This is a genomic window from Streptomyces sp. NPDC048481, from assembly GCF_043200075.1.
In the GTDB taxonomy this organism is placed as follows: Bacteria; Actinomycetota; Actinomycetes; order Streptomycetales; family Streptomycetaceae; genus Streptomyces.
Genome location: NZ_JBICXC010000001.1, coordinates 260,489 through 277,447 on the forward strand (window position 1 = coordinate 260,489; position 16,959 = coordinate 277,447).

11 protein-coding genes are annotated in these 16,959 nt (G+C 73.7%); 7 read left to right on the plus strand and 4 right to left on the minus strand.

Going from position 1 to position 16,959, the window contains the following annotated elements; genetic code table 11:
• The first annotated feature begins 56 nt into the window (after window positions 1-56).
• The 3 genes from speB (at window position 57) to ACGFSH_RS01120 (ending at window position 3,472) form a co-directional block, all read left to right on the plus strand.
• Entirely contained in the window at window positions 57-1,037 is a 981-nt protein-coding gene (gene speB, locus ACGFSH_RS01110) for an agmatinase (RefSeq protein ID WP_329410183.1), read from the plus strand.
• The gene (locus tag ACGFSH_RS01115; RefSeq protein ID WP_393343689.1) at window positions 1,034-2,719 is read left to right on the plus strand and encodes a thiamine pyrophosphate-binding protein; all 1,686 of its coding nucleotides are present in this window, start codon (window positions 1,034-1,036) and stop codon (window positions 2,717-2,719) included. Before speB ends, ACGFSH_RS01115 begins: the two co-directional genes overlap by 4 nt.
• 69 nt (window positions 2,720-2,788) lie before the next feature.
• Window positions 2,789-3,472 carry a DinB family protein gene (locus tag ACGFSH_RS01120; RefSeq protein WP_393343691.1) on the plus strand — a complete coding sequence of 228 codons (684 nt, stop codon included), beginning with the start codon at window positions 2,789-2,791 and terminating at the stop codon, window positions 3,470-3,472.
• Window positions 3,473-3,508: 36 nt separating this feature from the next.
• Here the strand turns inward: ACGFSH_RS01120 and ACGFSH_RS01125 are convergent, their stop codons facing one another.
• Together ACGFSH_RS01125 and ACGFSH_RS01130 are read right to left on the minus strand one after the other, a co-directional pair.
• Window positions 3,509-4,315, minus strand: a complete 807-nt coding sequence (locus ACGFSH_RS01125) for an endonuclease I family protein (protein WP_393343693.1) — start codon at window positions 4,313-4,315, stop codon at window positions 3,509-3,511.
• A 198-nt stretch (window positions 4,316-4,513) separates the two neighbouring features.
• Window positions 4,514-6,769 (minus strand): glycosyltransferase family 39 protein, encoded by a 2,256-nt coding sequence (locus ACGFSH_RS01130; protein WP_393343695.1) that lies wholly within the window; start codon window positions 6,767-6,769, stop codon window positions 4,514-4,516.
• Window positions 6,770-6,907: 138 nt separating this feature from the next.
• On the opposite strand from ACGFSH_RS01130, the gene ACGFSH_RS01135 reads away from it, so the two are divergent.
• The 4 genes from ACGFSH_RS01135 (at window position 6,908) to ACGFSH_RS01150 (ending at window position 13,825) form a co-directional block, all read left to right on the plus strand.
• Complete coding sequence (locus ACGFSH_RS01135) at window positions 6,908-7,765, plus strand: serine hydrolase (protein WP_393343697.1); 858 nt, start codon at window positions 6,908-6,910, stop codon at window positions 7,763-7,765.
• 164 nt (window positions 7,766-7,929) lie between these two features.
• Window positions 7,930-11,658: an ABC transporter ATP-binding protein gene (locus tag ACGFSH_RS01140; RefSeq protein WP_393343699.1), complete on the plus strand. Its 3,729-nt coding sequence runs from the start codon at window positions 7,930-7,932 to the stop codon at window positions 11,656-11,658.
• A 128-nt stretch (window positions 11,659-11,786) separates the two neighbouring features.
• Entirely contained in the window at window positions 11,787-12,308 is a 522-nt protein-coding gene (locus ACGFSH_RS01145) for a hypothetical protein (RefSeq protein ID WP_393343701.1), read from the plus strand.
• Between the two features lie 104 nt (window positions 12,309-12,412).
• Window positions 12,413-13,825, plus strand: a complete 1,413-nt coding sequence (locus ACGFSH_RS01150) for a S28 family serine protease (protein WP_393343703.1) — start codon at window positions 12,413-12,415, stop codon at window positions 13,823-13,825.
• Window positions 13,826-13,992: 167 nt separating this feature from the next.
• On the opposite strand, the gene ACGFSH_RS01155 is transcribed toward ACGFSH_RS01150, so the two are convergent.
• Window positions 13,993-15,777, minus strand: a complete 1,785-nt coding sequence (locus ACGFSH_RS01155; RefSeq protein WP_393343705.1) for a glycoside hydrolase family 3 protein — start codon at window positions 15,775-15,777, stop codon at window positions 13,993-13,995.
• Between the two features lie 148 nt (window positions 15,778-15,925).
• A complete protein-coding gene (locus ACGFSH_RS01160) occupies window positions 15,926-16,840 on the minus strand; it encodes a LysR family transcriptional regulator (protein ID WP_393343707.1) in 915 nt (304 codons plus the stop codon).
• Window positions 16,841-16,959 lie beyond the last annotated feature (119 nt).

The window sequence follows — 16,959 nt, forward strand, 5'->3', positions numbered from 1 at the left end:
GCCGTGGTCCGGCCACCTATCGTGAAAGACACCCCCGGACGAGAAGGCGAACGACCATGACCAGCAACGACACGCCCCGCGGCCCCGTCGACTCCTCCCGCGTCCCGCGCTACGCGGGCCCCGCGACCTTCGCCCGGCTGCCCCGGCTCGACGAGGTCGGCCGCGCCGACGTCGCCGTGGTGGGCGTGCCCTTCGACTCCGGCGTCTCCTACCGGCCCGGCGCCCGCTTCGGCGGCAACGCCATCCGCGAGGCCTCCCGCCTGCTGCGCCCGTACAACCCCGCGCAGGACGCCTCCCCCTTCGCGCTCGCCCAGGTGGCGGACGCCGGCGACATCGCCGCGAACCCCTTCCACATCAACGAGGCCGTCGACACCATCGAGGCCGCCGCCGACGACCTCATCGGCACCGGCGCGCGCCTGATGACCCTGGGCGGCGACCACACCATCGCCCTGCCTCTGCTGCGCTCGGTCGCGAAGAAGCACGGCCCCGTCGCCCTGCTCCACTTCGACGCCCACCTCGACACCTGGGACACCTACTTCGGCGCCGAGTACACCCACGGCACCCCGTTCCGCCGGGCCGTCGAGGAGGGCATCCTCGACACCGAGGCCCTCTCCCACGTCGGCATCCGCGGCCCGCTCTACGGCAAGCAGGACCTGACCGACGACGAGAAGATGGGCTTCGGCATCGTCACCTCCGCCGACGTCTACCGCCGCGGCGCCGACGAGGTCGCCGACCAGCTGCGCCAGCGCATCGGGAACCGTCCTCTGTACATCTCCATCGACATCGACTGCCTCGACCCGGCCCACGCGCCCGGCACCGGCACCCCCGAGGCCGGCGGCATGACCTCCCGCGAGCTGCTGGAGATCCTGCGCGGACTCGCCTCGTGCAACCTGGTCTCCGCGGACGTCGTCGAGGTGGCCCCCGCGTACGATCACGCGGAGATCACGTCGGTGGCCGCCTCCCACACGGCGTACGAACTGACCACCATCATGGCCCGCCGGATCGCCGCGGCCCGCGAGGAGAACGAGGGCAAGTGACCCACGACCACGACCTGGTGCTCCGCCCGACCGCCGCACAGACGGAGGCCGCGCTGAACCCTCCCGCCGGCCGCACGGGCGGGGACCTCGTCGTGGAGACCCTGGCCGCCCTCGGCGCGACCACCGTGTTCGGCCTGCCCGGCCAGCACGCGCTCGCCCTGTTCGACGCCGTGCGCCGCTCCGACCTGCGCCACGTCTGCCTGCGGGTGGAGAACAACGCCGGTTTCGCGGCGGACGCGTACGGCAGGATCACCGGCGAGGCGGCCCCGCTGCTGCTGTCGACGGGGCCGGGCGCGCTGACCTCCCTGCCCGCCCTCCAGGAGGCCGCGGCCGCCTCCGCGCCGGTCCTGGCGATCTGCAGCCAGGTCCCCGCCGCCGGTCTCGGCGGCGGCCGCCGCGGCCATCTGCACGAACTCCCCGACCAGGCCGCCTCGTTCCGGGGCGTGGTGAAGTCCGTCCACACCGTCCGCGCCCCGTCCCAGATCCCGTCGGCGATCGAGGCGGCCTGGAAGTCGGCCCTGTCGGCGCCGCACGGCCCCGTGTGGGTGGAGATCCCGCAGGACGTGCTGCTCGCCCCGGCGTCGATCCCGGTGGTGACCGGCGGCGACGCCTTCCCCGAGGAGCTGCCGCCGCGCCCCGAACTGACGGCCGTGGCGGCCGACCTGCTGTCGCGTGCGCGGCGCCCGGCGATCATCGCCGGCGGGGGAGTGGTCCGGGCGGACGCCTCGGGCAAGTTGCGGCAGCTGGCGGAGCGCCTGGACGCGCCCGTCGTCACCACCCCCGGCGGCAAGGGCGCGTTCCCCTGGACGCATCCCCTCTCCCTCCGGTCGTGGCTGGAGGACCGGCACACCACGGACTTCCTGGAGGACGCCGACGTGCTCCTGGTCGTCGGCTCCGGCCTCGGCGAACTCTCCTCCAACTACCACACGTTCAGGCCCCGGGGCCGGATCGTCCAGATCGAGGCGGACCTCGGCAAACTGGAGTCCAACCACCCGGCGCTGGGCATCCACGCGGACGCCCGCCTCGCGTTGCAGGCCCTCCTGGAGACGGTGGAGGAACGGCGGGACGAGACCGCGCCCGGCCGGGTAAGGGACCTGCTCGCGAAGGTCGCCGACCGCATCGCCGCCCAGGAACTCACCGTGGAACAGGACGTGCTGGCCGCGGTGCGCGAGGCGCTGCCGGCGGACTCCCCGTCCTTCTGGGACATGACGATCCTCGCCTACTGGGCCTGGTCGGCCTTCGACGCCGAGGGCCCTAACCTCCTGCACTCCGCGCAGGGCGCCGGCGGCCTCGGCTACGCCTTCCCCGCGGCCCTGGGCGCGGCGGTCGCCGACCCGACCCGCCCGGTGCTCGCGGTGTCCGGCGACGGCGGAGCCCTGTACTCGGTCGCCGAACTGGCCACGGCCCGCCAGCACGGTCTGGACGTCACCTGGCTGATCGTGGACGACGGCGGTTACGGCATCCTGCGCGAGTACATGACGCAGGCGTTCGGCGAGACGACGGCCACGGAGCTGACCCGGCCCGACTTCGTCGCCCTGGCGGAGTCCTTCGGGGTGCCGGCGGTGCGGACGTCCCCGGAAGCCCTGGCGGCGGACCTGGCGGCGGCGCTGGACACGCCGGGCCCCTCGGTGGTCGTCCTCCCGGCGGTCCTGCGGATGTTCGCGGCGACGCACCTCGGCTGAACGGACCGGGGCGGGGCGGGGCGGCGAAACCGGCGGTGGCCCGCCGCGGATCGTTGGTACGGTCCCGGCATGCCCGACACCGAGCCTTCGTCCGCGCCCGCCCCCGCCTGCGCCACCGGTCCCGTCACCGCCGACGACGTGCGGGAGGCGGTGCGGCGGGCGGCGGACCTGATCCGGGGAGCGCGGGCGGCCGACTGGGACGCCCGGGCGGGCTCCCTGGAGTGGAGTTGCTGGGAGACCGTCGAGCATTTGGCCGACGACCTGTTCGCCTACGCCGCCCAACTGGGGCCGGGGGAGCCGCCGTCGGACACCGAGGTGCCGTTCGTCTGGAGCCCGAGGCGTCCCGGCGGGCCCGCGAACGTCGTCTTCGCCGACCGGGCGGCCGGGGCGGCGGGCCTCGCCCAGGTGCTGGAGGCCTGCGGGGCGATGCTGGCGGCGATGGTGCGCACGACCCCGGCGACGGTCCGCTCGCACCACGTCTTCGGGGCCTCGGACCCCGAGGGTTTCGCCGCGATGGGCGTCGTGGAGACCCTGGTGCACCTGCACGACGTCGCCGGAGGGCTGGGAGTGCGCTGGGAGCCGGACGCCGATGTGTGCGCCCGGGTGCTGGCCCGGCTCTTCCCCGACGTCCCCGCGGACGCCGGCCCGTGGCCCGCTCTGCTGTGGGCCACCGGCCGGGGGGACCTGCCGGGGCGTGCGCGCCTCACCCGGTGGCGCTGGTACGGGGCTCCGCGCGGCGCGGGCGGGGAGTAGGGCGCGCCGAACGCCCCGGCCCGCCCGCGCGGCGGACTACCAGATCGCCTCGACCCACTCCGGGTGGTCGATGAACGGGTTGCGGTTGTGCTGGTAGGTGTCGTAGATGACCTGGTTGCGCTTCTCCTCGAACGCGCTCGGCGGGTCCTGCTCGTTCCACGCCTTCAGCACGGACAGCTTGCCGATGTACGGGTTGCTGCCGTTGTCGACCTTCTCGTTCGGCTCCAGGTCGGCGAAGCCGTCGCCGCCGTCGTAGCGGACCGCCATGTAGAGGATCATGCGGGCCACGTCGCCCTTGTCGGCGTCGCGGGGCTCGAAGGAGTCGGAGTCGGTGAGGCTGCCGCCGCCGCCCGAGACGGTGCTGCCGCCGTTGTCGAAGTCCTTGTTGCCGCGGATGCTGTTGACCGTCACGTCCGCGGGACGCAGATGGTGCAGGTCGGTGCCGGGACCGGTGACCTCGCCGAAGTCGCCGTGGGACTTGGCCCAGGTGTGCTCGCGGTTCCAGTCGCCGACGTCACCGCCGTTGAGGGACTTGCTGCGGGAGACGCCGCTGTACAGGAGGATGACGTTGGCGCTGTTCTTCGGGTCCTGGTCGGTGACCTTCAGCGCGTTCCAGACGGCCGAGTACGAGATCTTCGAGACGTTGGCGCTGATGATCGTGTGCAGGGACGACTTCAGGCTCGAACCCGTCTTGCCGACCGCGTTCTTGTAGTACGTCGAGTCGTACGCCGTCGTGGTCGCCGCGGCGGGGGTCGCGGTGAGCGCGGGGGCGGTGATGCCGACCAGGACTGCGGTGGTGGCCAGCGCCACCGACTTCCATCGGCGTATGCGTGTCGCCAGCATGTGGGGTGTCCGATCTACGCGGGTTGATTGAAGGCGGCAATCGGGAGAGTGACATGCACATGCGGTCATGGCAATGAACGTGACGTGTAGATCGGGTGACGGGACGCGTCAAATCCCCTCCGGTCCCCGCGAGTCGGCCCCCGCGGGACGGCCCCCGGCGCGAGACCGGGAGCCGTTCGGCGCGGTGGGCCCGGCCGCTCAGCCCGCGTCGGAGGGGTCCAGCCGGTAGACCGTCGACCGGCCGCTCTGGCCGCTCTGTGCGCCGGACGAGGCGTCCGCGCCGGACGAGGACGAGGACGAAGTCGCGCTGTACGCGCTCTCCTTCACCGCCGTGCCGTGCTTCTGCACCCAGGCGGTGATCTCGGCGAGCAGGCTGTTGTTCCCGCCGCCGGGCCCGCCGCCCCCGCCGAGCTGGATGTAGTGCAGCTCGCCGTTCCTGACCAATTCCTCGAGTCTGGCCAGGGTCATCGCGTTGTCGGATCCGGTGAAGCCGAACATCGAGATGACGGGCTCACCGGTGCTCAGGATCAACTGGCCGGCGCTCTGCGAGCCGGACACCGCGATGAGCCAGGTGGCGCCGTCCTGATGCTTCTTCAGGTACGCGGCGAGCGCGCTGCCGGCCCCGTCCGCGCCGCCGCCTCCGCCCATGCCCCCGCTCATGCCCGAGCCCGCGCCGGCGCCCGCCCCCGCCTCACCGGGCGCGCCGCCCGCCGCGCCGCCGGGGAACTCCCCTACCGAGCCGCCCTGTTGGCCGCCCTGACCCTCCTGGCCGCCCTGGCCGTTCGGGGCGCCGTTCGTGCCGCCGCCCTGAGGGGGTGCGCCGTCGCCGCTCTGCGGGCCGCCGCCCGGGAACTCCCCGCCGGAAGAGCCCCGTCGGCCGGCCTCTGTCCGTGAGCCGGGTCCGCCGCCGCCGGGGCCGCCCGTGCCGCCGCCGGCCGACGGGCCCGCGGTGGGGTTGGTGCCGCCCGTCATGCCACCGCCCGAGCCGAAGGCGGGCGACGCCGCGTACGCCGCCGGACCGGCGAGGGCCGCCACGACCGCCGCCGCGAGGGCCGCGCCGAGCAGCCGTGCCCGCAGGCCGGACCGCGACGACCGCAGGACGCACAGACCGGCGACCGCCAGGACCGTGAGCACGCCGACGGCCGGCCACAGCCAGGTGTTCCACCCCGTGGCCCGGCGGAGCAGCACGACCGCCCAGACGCCGGTCACCGCGAGCCCCGCGGGCAGCGCCCACGACCAGCGGGTGCCGCCGTCGCGCAAGGCCCGCCAGAGCAGGACGCCGCCGCCTCCGCACAGCGCCGCGACGCCCGGGGCGAGCGCGGTGGTGTAGTACGGGTGCATCGTGCCCTCGGCCAGGGCGAAGGTCAGGTAGTGCAGCACGAGCCAGCCGCCCCACAGGAGCAGCGCGGCACGCGTCGCGTCGGTGCGCGGGGCGCGCCCGCACAGCGCCAGGCCGGCGACCAGCGCGATGCCCGCGAAGGGGATCAGCCAGGAGATCTGGCCGCCGAGGACGTCGTTGAACATCCGGCCGAGGCCCGCGGTCCCGGCGAAGGTGCCGCCGCCCCCGCCGCCCCCGCCGTTGCCCTCGCCGCCGAGGACCCGGCCCAAGCCGTTGTAGCCCATGATCAGGTCCCAGGCGCTGCCGTCGGCCGAACCCCCGATGTAGGGGCGGTCGTCGGCGGGGACCAGGGACACGGCCGTGGCCCACCAGAAGCTGGAGACGGCCAGCGCCACGGCGGCCGACGCCAGGTTCAGGGCCTTCCTGCGCCATCCGGGTCGCGACGCGTACAGGTAGACGGCGACGACGGCGGGCAGGGCGATGTAGCCCTGGAGCATCTTGGTGTTGAACGCGAGCCCGAAGCACACCGCTGAGCCGAGCAGCGCGGGCAGCCGGTCGTCGCGGGTGGCGCGCAGCGCGAGGGCCGCGCCGCCGACCATGAGCAGCACCAGGACCGTGTCCGGGTTGTTGTCGCGGTCGATGGCGACGGTGATCGGGGTCAGCGCGAGCACGAGGGCCGCGAGGGCGGCGGCCGTGTGGCCGAACGCCCGCTTGACGCAGGCGTGCAGGATCCAGATCGTGCCCAGCGCCGCCGCGATCTGCGGCAGCATCATCTGCCAGGTGCCGAAGCCGAGGATCCGGCAGGACAAGCCCATGATCATGAGGGCGAGGGGCGGCTTGTCGACGGTGATGAAGTTCCCGGCGTCGAGCGAGCCGAAGAACCACGCCTCCCAGCTCTTCGTGCCGCTGTAGACGGCCGCGCTGTAGAAGCTGTTGAGGCTGCCGTCCGACAGGTTCCAGCCGTACAGGACGGCGGCGAGGGCCAGGATCGCGATCAGCGCGGGCAGGGACCAGCGCGGCGCCCGGTCCGGAGGCGCCGGCCCGGTCGCGAGGGCCTGCGGCGCCCCGTCGGGGGGCACGGCGGGGTGGGTGTGGGGATCGGTGGCTGAGGTCACCCTGCGCATGCTGTACGGCCGCCGTGGGCGCCCGCTGTGCCGGAAATGGCCGCCGCCTGTGAGAGTCCGCCCGCGAGTCCGGAAATTCGTGCGGTGTGCTCGTACAACCATTCCCACGAACTCATGTGTCAACAGGGCATGAATCAGGGGACATCCAGCACGACCCGACGCGCACGGCTGCTCGCCGCGGCGCTCGGCGCCGGCCTTCTCGTCACCGGCGTGGCCGCGTCGCCCGCCTCGGCCGCCACCTCGACCGTCAGCTGCACCTCGGCCAAGGCCGCTCTGGCGACCAAACTGAAGAAGGACATCACCGCCGCGGTCGCGGGCCGCCGGGGCACCGTCGCCGTCGGCCTCTACGACCGCACCGCGCAGACCACCTGCTTTCTGCGCGGCTCCACCGCGTTCGACTCGGCCAGCGTCGTCAAGGTGACCGTCCTGTCCGCGCTGCTGTGGGACGCGCAGAAGACCGGCCGGGCGCTGACCGGCCAGGAGAAGTCCCTCGCCACCGCCATGATCACCAAGTCGGACAACGCCTCCACCTCCACCCTGTGGAAGCAGCTCGGCCTGACGAAGATCAAGGGTTTCCTGACGGCCGCGAAGATGACGCAGACCAAGCCCGGCGCGGACAACTACTGGGGCCTCACCCAGATCACCGCCAACGACCAGCAGAAACTGCTCAAGCTGCTCACCGCCAAGAACGCGGTCCTCACCGACGCCTCGCGCGCCTACGTCAACACGCTGATGGGCCAGGTCATACCCTCGCAGCGCTGGGGAACGCCGTTCGGGCGGCCCTCGGGCGTCACCTGGCGGGTCAAGAACGGCTGGCTGTCGCGGGCCACGCAGGCCTGGCGGGTGCACAGCATCGGCACCTTCAAGGGCGGCGGCCACGACTACGTCATCACCGTCCTGACCCAGGGCAACGCCACCATGGACTACGGCATCGCGACCATCCAGGGCGTCGCCAAGGTGATCCACCGGGACCTCGCCGCCTCCTGAGCGGCCCGTTCCCGGTCCGTTTCGCGGCGCGGTCGCGGTGGACGGGCCGTGACGCTGCGTCCCGGCACGTCCACCGCGCGACGCCGATCGTTGCGGAGGGATGAAATCCGCCTGCTCCGGCGTTGGTGCCTTCCGGCAGACCAGGACGACAGGAAGGCACCGGCGTGGCAGCGCAGCAGGGGGAGCGGCGACCGAGCTGGGCGCGCAGACTGGCCGCATACGCCTGGCGTCATCCGGCGGACGTGGTCCTCGCGCTCGGCTCCTCCCTCGCCGGCATGGCCGTCATGGCACTGGTGCCGCTGGTCACCAAGGTGATCATCGACGACGTCATCGGCGACCACAGCCGCGGCATGGCTCCCTGGGCCGGGGCCCTGATAGCCGCCGCCCTGCTGGTCTACGCCCTCACCTACGTGCGCCGCTACTACGGCGGACGGCTCGCCCTCGACGTCCAGCACGATCTGCGGACCGAGATGTTCGACACGATCACCCGGCTCGACGGCCGCCGGCAGGACGAGCTGTCCACCGGCCAGGTGGTCGGCCGCGCCACCAGCGACCTTCAGCTCATCCAGGGCCTGCTCTTCATGCTCCCGATGACGATCGGGAACCTGCTCCTCTTCGCGATCTCCCTGGTGATCATGGCGTGGCTGTCGCTGCCGCTGACCCTGGTCGCGCTGGCCGTGGCGCCCGCCCTCGCGTACATCGCCCGGCGCAGCCGGACCAAGCTGCACCCCGCCACCTGGTACGCCCAGGCCCAGGCGGCGGCGGTCGCGGGCGTGGTCGACGGCGCGGTCACCGGCGTCCGCGTGGTGAAGGGCTTCGGCCAGGAGGACCAGGAGACCGGCAAACTGCGCGAGGTCGGCCGCCGGCTCTTCGCGGGCCGGCTGCGCACCATCCGGCTGAACAGCGCCTACACCCCGGCCCTCCAGGCGGTCCCCGCCCTCGGCCAGGTCGCCATGCTGGCCCTCGGCGGCTGGCTGGCCGTGCGCGGCCACATCACCCTCGGCACCTTCGTCGCCTTCTCCACCTACCTCGCCCAGCTCGTCGGCCCGGTCCGGATGCTCGCGGTGGTGCTCACCGTCGGCCAGCAGGCCCGCGCGGGCACCGAACGCGTCCTGGAGCTGATCGACACCGAGCCGTCCATGCGGGACGGCGCCAAGGAGCTGCCCGCGGACGCCCCGGCCACGGTGGAGTTCGACGACGTAGCGTTCGGCTACGACGCCGACCGGCCCGTCCTCGACGCCCTCACCTTCGAGATCCGCCCCGGCGAGACCCTGGCGGTCGTCGGTTCGTCCGGCTCCGGGAAGTCCACGGTCTCGCTCCTGCTGCCCCGCTTCTACGACGTCACCCGGGGCGCCGTCCTCATCGGCGGCCACGACGTGCGCGAGCTGACCCTCGACTCGCTGCGGGCCGCGATCGGCCTGGTCCCCGAGGACTCGTTCCTGTTCTCCGACACGGTCCACGCCAATATCGCGTACGGCCGTCCCGACGCGACCCGGGAGCAGGTGGAGGCCGCCGCCCGCGCCGCCCAGGCCGACCGCTTCATCGCGGAGCTGCCCGACGGCTACGACACCACGGTCGGCGAGCACGGACTCACCCTGTCCGGCGGCCAGCGCCAGCGCGTCGCGCTCGCCCGCGCCATCCTCACCGACCCGCGCCTGCTCGTCCTGGACGACGCGACGTCCGCCGTGGACGCGGCCGTGGAGCACGAGATCCACGAGGCCCTCAAGCAGGTCATGCGGGGCCGCACCACCCTGCTGATCGCCCACCGCCGGTCCACCCTCAACCTCGCCGACCGCATCGCCGTCCTCGACGCGGGCCGGCTCGCCGACCTCGGCACCCACGAGGAGCTCCAGGAACGCTCCGCGCTCTACCGCCGCCTGCTCACCGACCCCGACGAGCTGGGCGGCGTCTCGCCCGGCCACGCCCCGCGCGTCGCGCCGAGCGAGGACACCACCGTCCGCGACGAACTGGACGCCGAGTTCGACGCCGAACGCGGGGTGACCCCCCGGCTGTGGACCGGCGACCGCGAGCCGAAGGACGCGGCCCTGTCCGGGACGCCGGCCACGCCCGGCCTCCTCGCCCAGGTCGAGGCGCTGCCCCCGGCCCTCGACGTGCCGGACGTCGACGAGGTACGGGCGGTCCAGCCGGAGGAGTCCTACGGCCTGCGCCGGCTGCTGCGCGGCTTCCGCGCGCCCCTGCTCGTCAGCCTCGCACTGGTCGCCGTCGACGCCGGGACGAGCCTGCTGCTGCCGGTGATGATCCGGCACGGCATCGACCAGGGCGTGACCCGGATGGCGCTGGGCGCCGTCTGGACCGCCTCCCTGCTCGCCCTGCTCGCCGTGCTCGTGCAGTGGGTCGCGCAGACCGGCGAGATCCGGATGACCGGCCGCACCGGCGAACGGGTCCTCTACACCCTGCGCCTGAAGATCTTCGCCCAGCTCCAGCGTCTCGGGCTCGACTACTACGAGCGCGAGCTGACCGGCCGCATCATGACGCGGATGACGACCGACGTCGACGCCCTGTCCACGTTCCTTCAGACCGGCCTGGTCACCGCGTTCGTCTCGGTCGTCACCTTCTTCGGCATCATGGCCGCCCTGCTGGTGATCGACGTGCAGCTGGCGTTGATCGTCTTCGCCACGCTCCCGCCCCTCGCCGTCGCCACCTACTTCTTCCGCAGGGCGAGCGTGCGGGCCTACGAACTCGCCCGCGAGCGGGTGTCGACGGTCAACGCCGACCTCCAGGAGTCGGTGTCCGGGCTCAGGATCGTGCAGGCCTTCCGGCGCGAGCGCGACGGCGCGGCCCGGTTCGCCGAGCGCTCCGACGGTTACCGCGAGGCCCGCATCCGCGGCCAGTGGCTGATCTCGGTCTACTTCCCGTTCGTGCAGCTGCTGTCGTCGGTCGCGGCCGCGGCCGTCCTCATCGCGGGCGCGGGCCGGGTCGACGCGGCCACGCTGACCACCGGCGCCCTGGTCGCCTACCTCCTCTACATCGACCTGTTCTTCGCCCCCGTCCAGCAGCTCTCCCAGGTCTTCGACGGCTACCAGCAGGCGACCGTCTCCCTGGGCCGCATCCAGGAACTGCTGCGGGAGCCGACGTCCACCGCCGCCGCCGACGAACCGCGGGAGGTCACCTCCCTGCGCGGCGAGATCGCCTTCGAGGGCGTGCACTTCGCGTACGGCGCCGACGACGAGCCCGAGGAGGCCCTGAGCGGCATCGAGCTGCGCATCCCGGCCGGCCAGACCGTCGCCTTCGTCGGCGAGACCGGCGCGGGCAAGTCGACCGTCGTCAAGCTGGTGGCCCGCTTCTACGACCCCACCGCCGGCCGTGTCACCGTCGACGGCACGGACCTGCGCTCCCTCGACCTCACCTCGTACCGCCACCGGCTGGGCGTCGTCCCGCAGGAGGCGTACCTGTTCCCCGGCACCGTCCGCGACGCCATCGCCTACGGCCGGCCCGAGGCCACCGACGCCGAGGTCGAGGCGGCGGCGCGGGCGGTCGGCGCGCACGAGATGATCGCCACCCTCGACGGCGGCTATCTGCACGCGGTCGCCGAACGCGGCCGCAACCTCTCCGCGGGCCAGCGCCAGCTGATCGCCCTGGCCCGCGCCGAACTCGTCGACCCGGACGTGCTGCTCCTCGACGAGGCGACGGCCGCCCTCGACCTCGCCACGGAAGCCCAGGTCAACCAGGCCACGGACCGGCTGGCCGGCCGCCGCACCACCCTGGTCGTCGCCCATCGGCTGACCACCGCGGCGCGCGCGGACCGGGTCGTGGTGATGGACCACGGCCGGGTCGTGGAGGACGGCACGCACGACGAACTGCTGGCGCTGGAGGGCCGTTACGCCCGGCTGTGGCGCACCTTCGTGGGCGAGGACGAGCCCGCGGCCGTCTGATCCCGTACCCGTGCGCGCCCCCGCTCCGGCGGCGGCCGCGCAACCATCCGACGGGTGTCCGGCGTCCGTACATCCGTACGGCTGACGCGAGCGGCTATCGCGTACGGGGAACGTGGGAGGGACGGACCGTGGGCACAGGCGCTTCGGGGCCGAACGGGCCCGCCGGGCTGGAACGCCCGGCAGCGAGCAAGAGCGCGACGGACGGGGAGGCCGCGAAGGGCGCGAAGGCCCGAAGGGACGCGAGGGGCGGCGCGAGAGGCGCGAAGGGTGCGGTGGGCAGGCGGCCGGTGGCCGGCCTCGTCCTGCTGATCGTGTCCGCTCTCCTCGCCGTCGCCGCTCCGGGCGCCGCCCAGGCCGCCACCGCCACCGGCTGCAAGGGCCGCAAGGTGCGCACCCTGCCCTTCTCCACCGGCTCCGTGCAGCTCTTCCGTGACGGTGGGTACCTCTGCGCCGTCACCGTGCAGAAGCACCCGGGCACCAGACGGCTGGTCGCGGTGAGCCTTCAGGCACGCGGTCTGCGCGCCGTCGCGAAGTCCCGCCGGGACACCCGCAGTTCGCCCCCGGCGCGGGTGTACGCGGGCCACCGCTACGTGCGGGTGACGGGACTGGTGACCGGCGGCTCGTACCGGTCCGCCTGGTTCCGCTGCTGAACCGCCGGTGAAGACGGTGAAGTGCCAAGCCCCTCTGGTGTGACGGGTGTTGCTCCGATACCTTCCGGCGACGCACATCAGTCTCACAGGGAGGGTGCACGCGCATGCGCAAGGCGCTCAGATGGCTGCTCGCGCTCATGGTGCTCATAGGCACGGTGAGCACGGCGGGAGCGGCCACCGCCGCAACACCGGAGGCCGTCGACATCAAGGACCGGCTCCTCGCCGTGCCGGGCGTGAGCCTGGTCGAGGAGAAGCCGTACCCCGGCTACCGGTTCTTCGTCCTCAACTACACCCAGCCGGTGGACCACAGGCACCCCGGCAAGGGCACGTTCCAGCAGCGGATCACCGTGCTGCACAAGGACGTCAGCCGCCCGACGGTGTTCTACACCGGCGGCTACAACGTCTCCACGACACCGGGCCGCCGTGAGCCCACCCAGATCGTGGACGGCAACCAGGTCTCCATGGAGTACCGCTTCTTCACCCCGTCCCGCCCGGCTCCGGCCGACTGGTCCAAGCTGGACATCTGGCAGGCGGCGAGCGACCAGCACCGCATCTTCACCGCGCTGAAGAAGATCTACGGCAAGAAGTGGATCTCCACCGGCGGCTCCAAGGGCGGCATGACGGCCACCTACTACGAGCGCTTCTATCCCAGGGACATGGACGGCGTCGTCGCCTACGTGGCCCCCAACGACGTCGTCAACGACGAGGACTCGGCCTACGACCGCTTTTTCGCCACCGTCGGCACCAAGGAGTGCCGCGACCGGCTGAACGCCGTGCAGCGCGAGGCGCTGGTGCGCCGGGCGCCGCTGGAGGAGAAGTACGCGGCGTACGCCGCCGAGAACGGCTACACCTTCACCACCATCGGCAGCCTGGACCGCGCCTACGAGGCCGTCGTCCTCGACTACGTCTGGGGCTTCTGGCAGTACAGCCTGCTGTCCGACTGCGCCACCGTCCCGGCGGACGCGGCCACGGCCACGGACGACGAGATCTGGAACTCCGTCGACACGATCTCCGGCTTCTCCGCCTACGCCGACCAGGGCCTGGCGACCTACACCCCGTACTACTACCAGGCGGGCACCCAACTCGGCGCGCCCACCATCCACTTCCCGTACATCGAGAAGAAGTACGTCCGCTACGGCTACCAGCCGCCGCGCAACTTCGTCCCCCGGGACATCCCCATGAAGTTCCAGCCGTCCGCGATGCGCGACGTCGACTCGTGGGTGCGGCACAACGCCCGGCACATGCTCTTCGTCTACGGCCAGAACGACCCGTGGGGCGCCGAGCGGTTCCGGCTGGGCAAGGGCGCGAAGGACAGCTACGTCTTCACCGCTCCCGGCCTGAACCACGGCGCGAACGTGGCCGGTCTCGTCCCCGACCAGAAGGCGCTGGCCACGGCCCGCATCCTGGACTGGGCGGGCGTCCCGGCGCCGACGGCCTCGCAGGCCAGGCCGCTGGCCAAGTTCGACGCGCGCCTGGACGTGCGTGACGTGGAGCGGGAGCCGGCGCTGCGCCCGTAGCGCGCCGCCGTCACCCCCCGACCCGTTGACACGGGTCGACCGGAGGGCCGTGGACGCCGGGCGATGTGCCCGGACGTCCGCGGCCCTCCCTTCGTGCGGTGGGCAGCGCCCCCGCGGACCTGGCCGCCCCGACCCGCACGGCCGGTCGGACACCCGGCAGACACGCCCTAGTACGTCAGACCGTGTCCGATCGGGTAGAGCGTGCGGGCGGGGTCGTCCGCGCGGCGCACCGGCACCGGGAGCCGGCCCCGCGGGGAGACCGCGCCGGCGATCACCCGGGCGGCCGCCCGCAGTTCGACGTCCGTCCAGCAGTAGGTCGCCAGACAGGCCTTCACGGACGGGAACAGGGCCACGTCGTAGGGGTTGCGGACGGCCGCCGCGACGACGGGCCGGCCGGTCGCGGTCAACTCCCGCACCAGAGTGCGCTGGGAGCTGTCCGCCGTGACGTCGTAGGTCGTCACCACCACCGCGTCGGCCCCGGCCGCGGCGGCCACCGCCCGGGTGATCGCCTCCGGCGAGGGGTCCGTGCCCGTCGGCAGGGACGTCGCCGTGAAGCCGAGCGCGGTGAGGGCTGCGGCGAGGACCCCGGTGGGCGGGCCCGTCGTGCCGGACGGGGAGGCCGGGTCGGCACCCGTCACCAGGACCCGCGGGTGCGTCCTGGGGGACAGCGGGAGCACGGGCCCCTCGTTGACGAGCAGCGTCGTGGTGCGCTCGGCGAGCCGGTCGGCCGCCGCCAGATGCGCCGGGGCACCCACGGTCCGGCCGACGTCGCCCACGCGCACGTAGGGATCGTCGAACAGGCCCAGCCGCTCCTTCAGCCGCAGGATCCGCAGCACCGACTCGTCGAGCCGCTCCTCGGTCAGCTCGCCGTCCCGCACGGCGTCGAGCACGGCGTTCCAGGCCACGTCCAGCTTGGGCGGGTTGAGGAGCTGGTCGACGCCCGCCCGCAGCGCGAGCACCGGCACCCGGTCGTCGCCGTACCTGGTGCGCACGCCTGCCATGTCGAGGGCGTCGGTGATCACCACCCCGTCGAAGCCCAGCCGTTCGCGCAGCAGGCCGGTGACGACGGGCCGGGACAGGGTGGCCGGGTCGCCGGAGCCGTCGAGGGAGGGCATGACGATGTGCGCGGTCATCAGGGAGTCGACGCCGGCCGCGATCGCGGCCCGGAACGGCGGCGCGTCCAGCGCCTCCCACTCCTCGCGCGTGTGGGTGATGACGGGGAAGCCGGTGTGGCTGTCGACGGCCGTGTCGCCGTGCCCGGGGAAGTGCTTGGCGGTCGCCGCCACCCCTGCCGCCCGGTAGCCCTCGATCTCCGCCGCGACCAGGCCGGCCACCGCGTCCGGGTCCGCGCCGAAGGAGCGGACGCCGATCACCGGGTTCGCCGGGTCGACGTTGACGTCGGCGACGGGGGAGTAGTCCTGCCGGATGCCCATGGCCCGCAGCTCACGGCCCGAGAGCAGCCCGAGGGTGCGGGCGTCGGCCCGGTCGCCTCCCGCGCCGATCGCCATCGCGCCCGGGAAGAGGGCGGCGGGCCTGCCCACCCGGCAGACGACGCCGTGCTCCTGGTCGGTGGAGATCAGCACCGGCAGCCCGCGCGGCTGCCCGAGGGACGCCCGCTGGAGGCCGTCGGACAGCTCCGCGATCCGGCCGGGGTCGCGGGTGTTGTGCGCCCACGTGAAGTAGATGATCCCGCCGAGCCGGTAGCGGGCGAGCAGCTCGGCGGCCGTGCGCACACCGAAGTCGGCGAGGTTGGCGGCGGCGTCGGCCGGGTCGGGCGCGGTCGCCGAGTGGCCGTGGACCCGTGAGACGAAGACCTGGCCGACCTTCTCCGGCAGGGTCATCCGGGACAGCAGGACTTCGGGCCGGCGCTCGTCCGCGCGGGCCGTGCCGCCCGCGGCGAGGGCGGCGGTGACGCCGGCGGTGGCGGCGAGAACGGTGCGTCTGGAGGGCATGTGCGCTCCTTCCGGTGGGGGGCCGGTGGCGCACGCTACCCGCGGGGACGCCGCCGTCGGCGCATTGGAGGAGGCGCGCCGACGACGGCCTGGCGACCGGCCGCCGGGCGGCGCGGCGGGGGCCGGTCGCCGCGGCGGCCCCGGGCGGTCACGGCCGGCGGGCCGACGCGTGCGGCCACTGCTCGCGCAGCACCCGCACCGTCTCGGCGATCGCCGGCCGCCGCGCCGCCCCCGACCGCCACAGCGCGTACAGCCGCCGGACGGGCGTCGGGTCGAGCGGCACCTCCACCGCGCCCGGCGGCAGCGCACCCCGCCCGAGCCGGGGGATGAGGGCGACGCCCAGCCCGGCCGCGACCAGCGCCACCAGGGTCGGGTTCTCCTCGGCGGTGTGCACCAGGTCGGGCTCGTGCCCGGCCGCGCGCAGGGTGCGCACCAGCCAGTCGTGACAGACGCGGCCCGGCGGCTGGCAGATCCAGCGCTCGCCGCCCAGTTCCTCGCGCCGCACCCCCGTCCGCCCGGCGAACGGATGCCCTTCGGGGACCAGCAGGTCGCACGCGTCGTCCCCGATCACCGCGTGCTCGACGCCGGCCGGGGCGGGCAGCGGCGCGATGTCCCAGTCGTGCGCGACCGCGAGGTCCACGGCCCCCTTCGCGACCAGGTCCACCGACAGATGCGGGTCGACCTCGGTGAGCCGGGCGTCCAGCGCGGGATGCCGGCGGGCCAGGTCGGCGAGGGCGCCCGGCAGCAGTCCGCGCGCCGCCGAGGCGAACGCGGCGATGGTCAGCCGCCCGGCCGGCACCCCGCGCCGCTCCTCCAGCTCGGTCTCGGTGCGCTCCACGATCGCCAGCAACTCCTTGGCCGCGGCGACGAGTTGCAGCGCCTCATCGGTGAGGCGGATGCCGCGCCCCTCCCGCTCCAGCAGCACGGTCCTGGTCTCCCGTTCCAGCTTGGCGAGCTGCTGGGAGACCGCCGACGGCGTGTAGCCGAGGGCGGCGGCCGCGGCGCCGACGGTTCCGTGCACCGACACGGCGTGCAGGGCGCGCAGGCGCTGGAGATCGAGCACGGCTGGCTCCTCGGGACCGGGGAAGGATCAGCGGGACGCGGGAACGGATGAGCGGGACGCGGGGACAGATCAGCGTTGCTTCATCCAACCATGCAGCAATCTTCGCTGGTGCTACACAG

Excerpts from the sequence above, each read along its gene's own strand:
- ACGFSH_RS01120 (WP_393343691.1), top strand. The coding sequence starts at position 2,789 with ATGCCCGACACCGAGCCTTCGTCCGCGCCCGCCCCCGCCTGCGCCACC.
- ACGFSH_RS01150 (WP_393343703.1), top strand. The coding sequence starts at position 12,413 with ATGCGCAAGGCGCTCAGATGGCTGCTCGCGCTCATGGTGCTCATAGGC.
- speB (WP_329410183.1), top strand. The coding sequence starts at position 57 with ATGACCAGCAACGACACGCCCCGCGGCCCCGTCGACTCCTCCCGCGTC.
- ACGFSH_RS01155 (WP_393343705.1), bottom strand. The coding sequence starts at position 15,777 with ATGCCCTCCAGACGCACCGTTCTCGCCGCCACCGCCGGCGTCACCGCC.
- ACGFSH_RS01125 (WP_393343693.1), bottom strand. The coding sequence starts at position 4,315 with ATGCTGGCGACACGCATACGCCGATGGAAGTCGGTGGCGCTGGCCACC.
- ACGFSH_RS01135 (WP_393343697.1), top strand. The coding sequence starts at position 6,908 with ATGAATCAGGGGACATCCAGCACGACCCGACGCGCACGGCTGCTCGCC.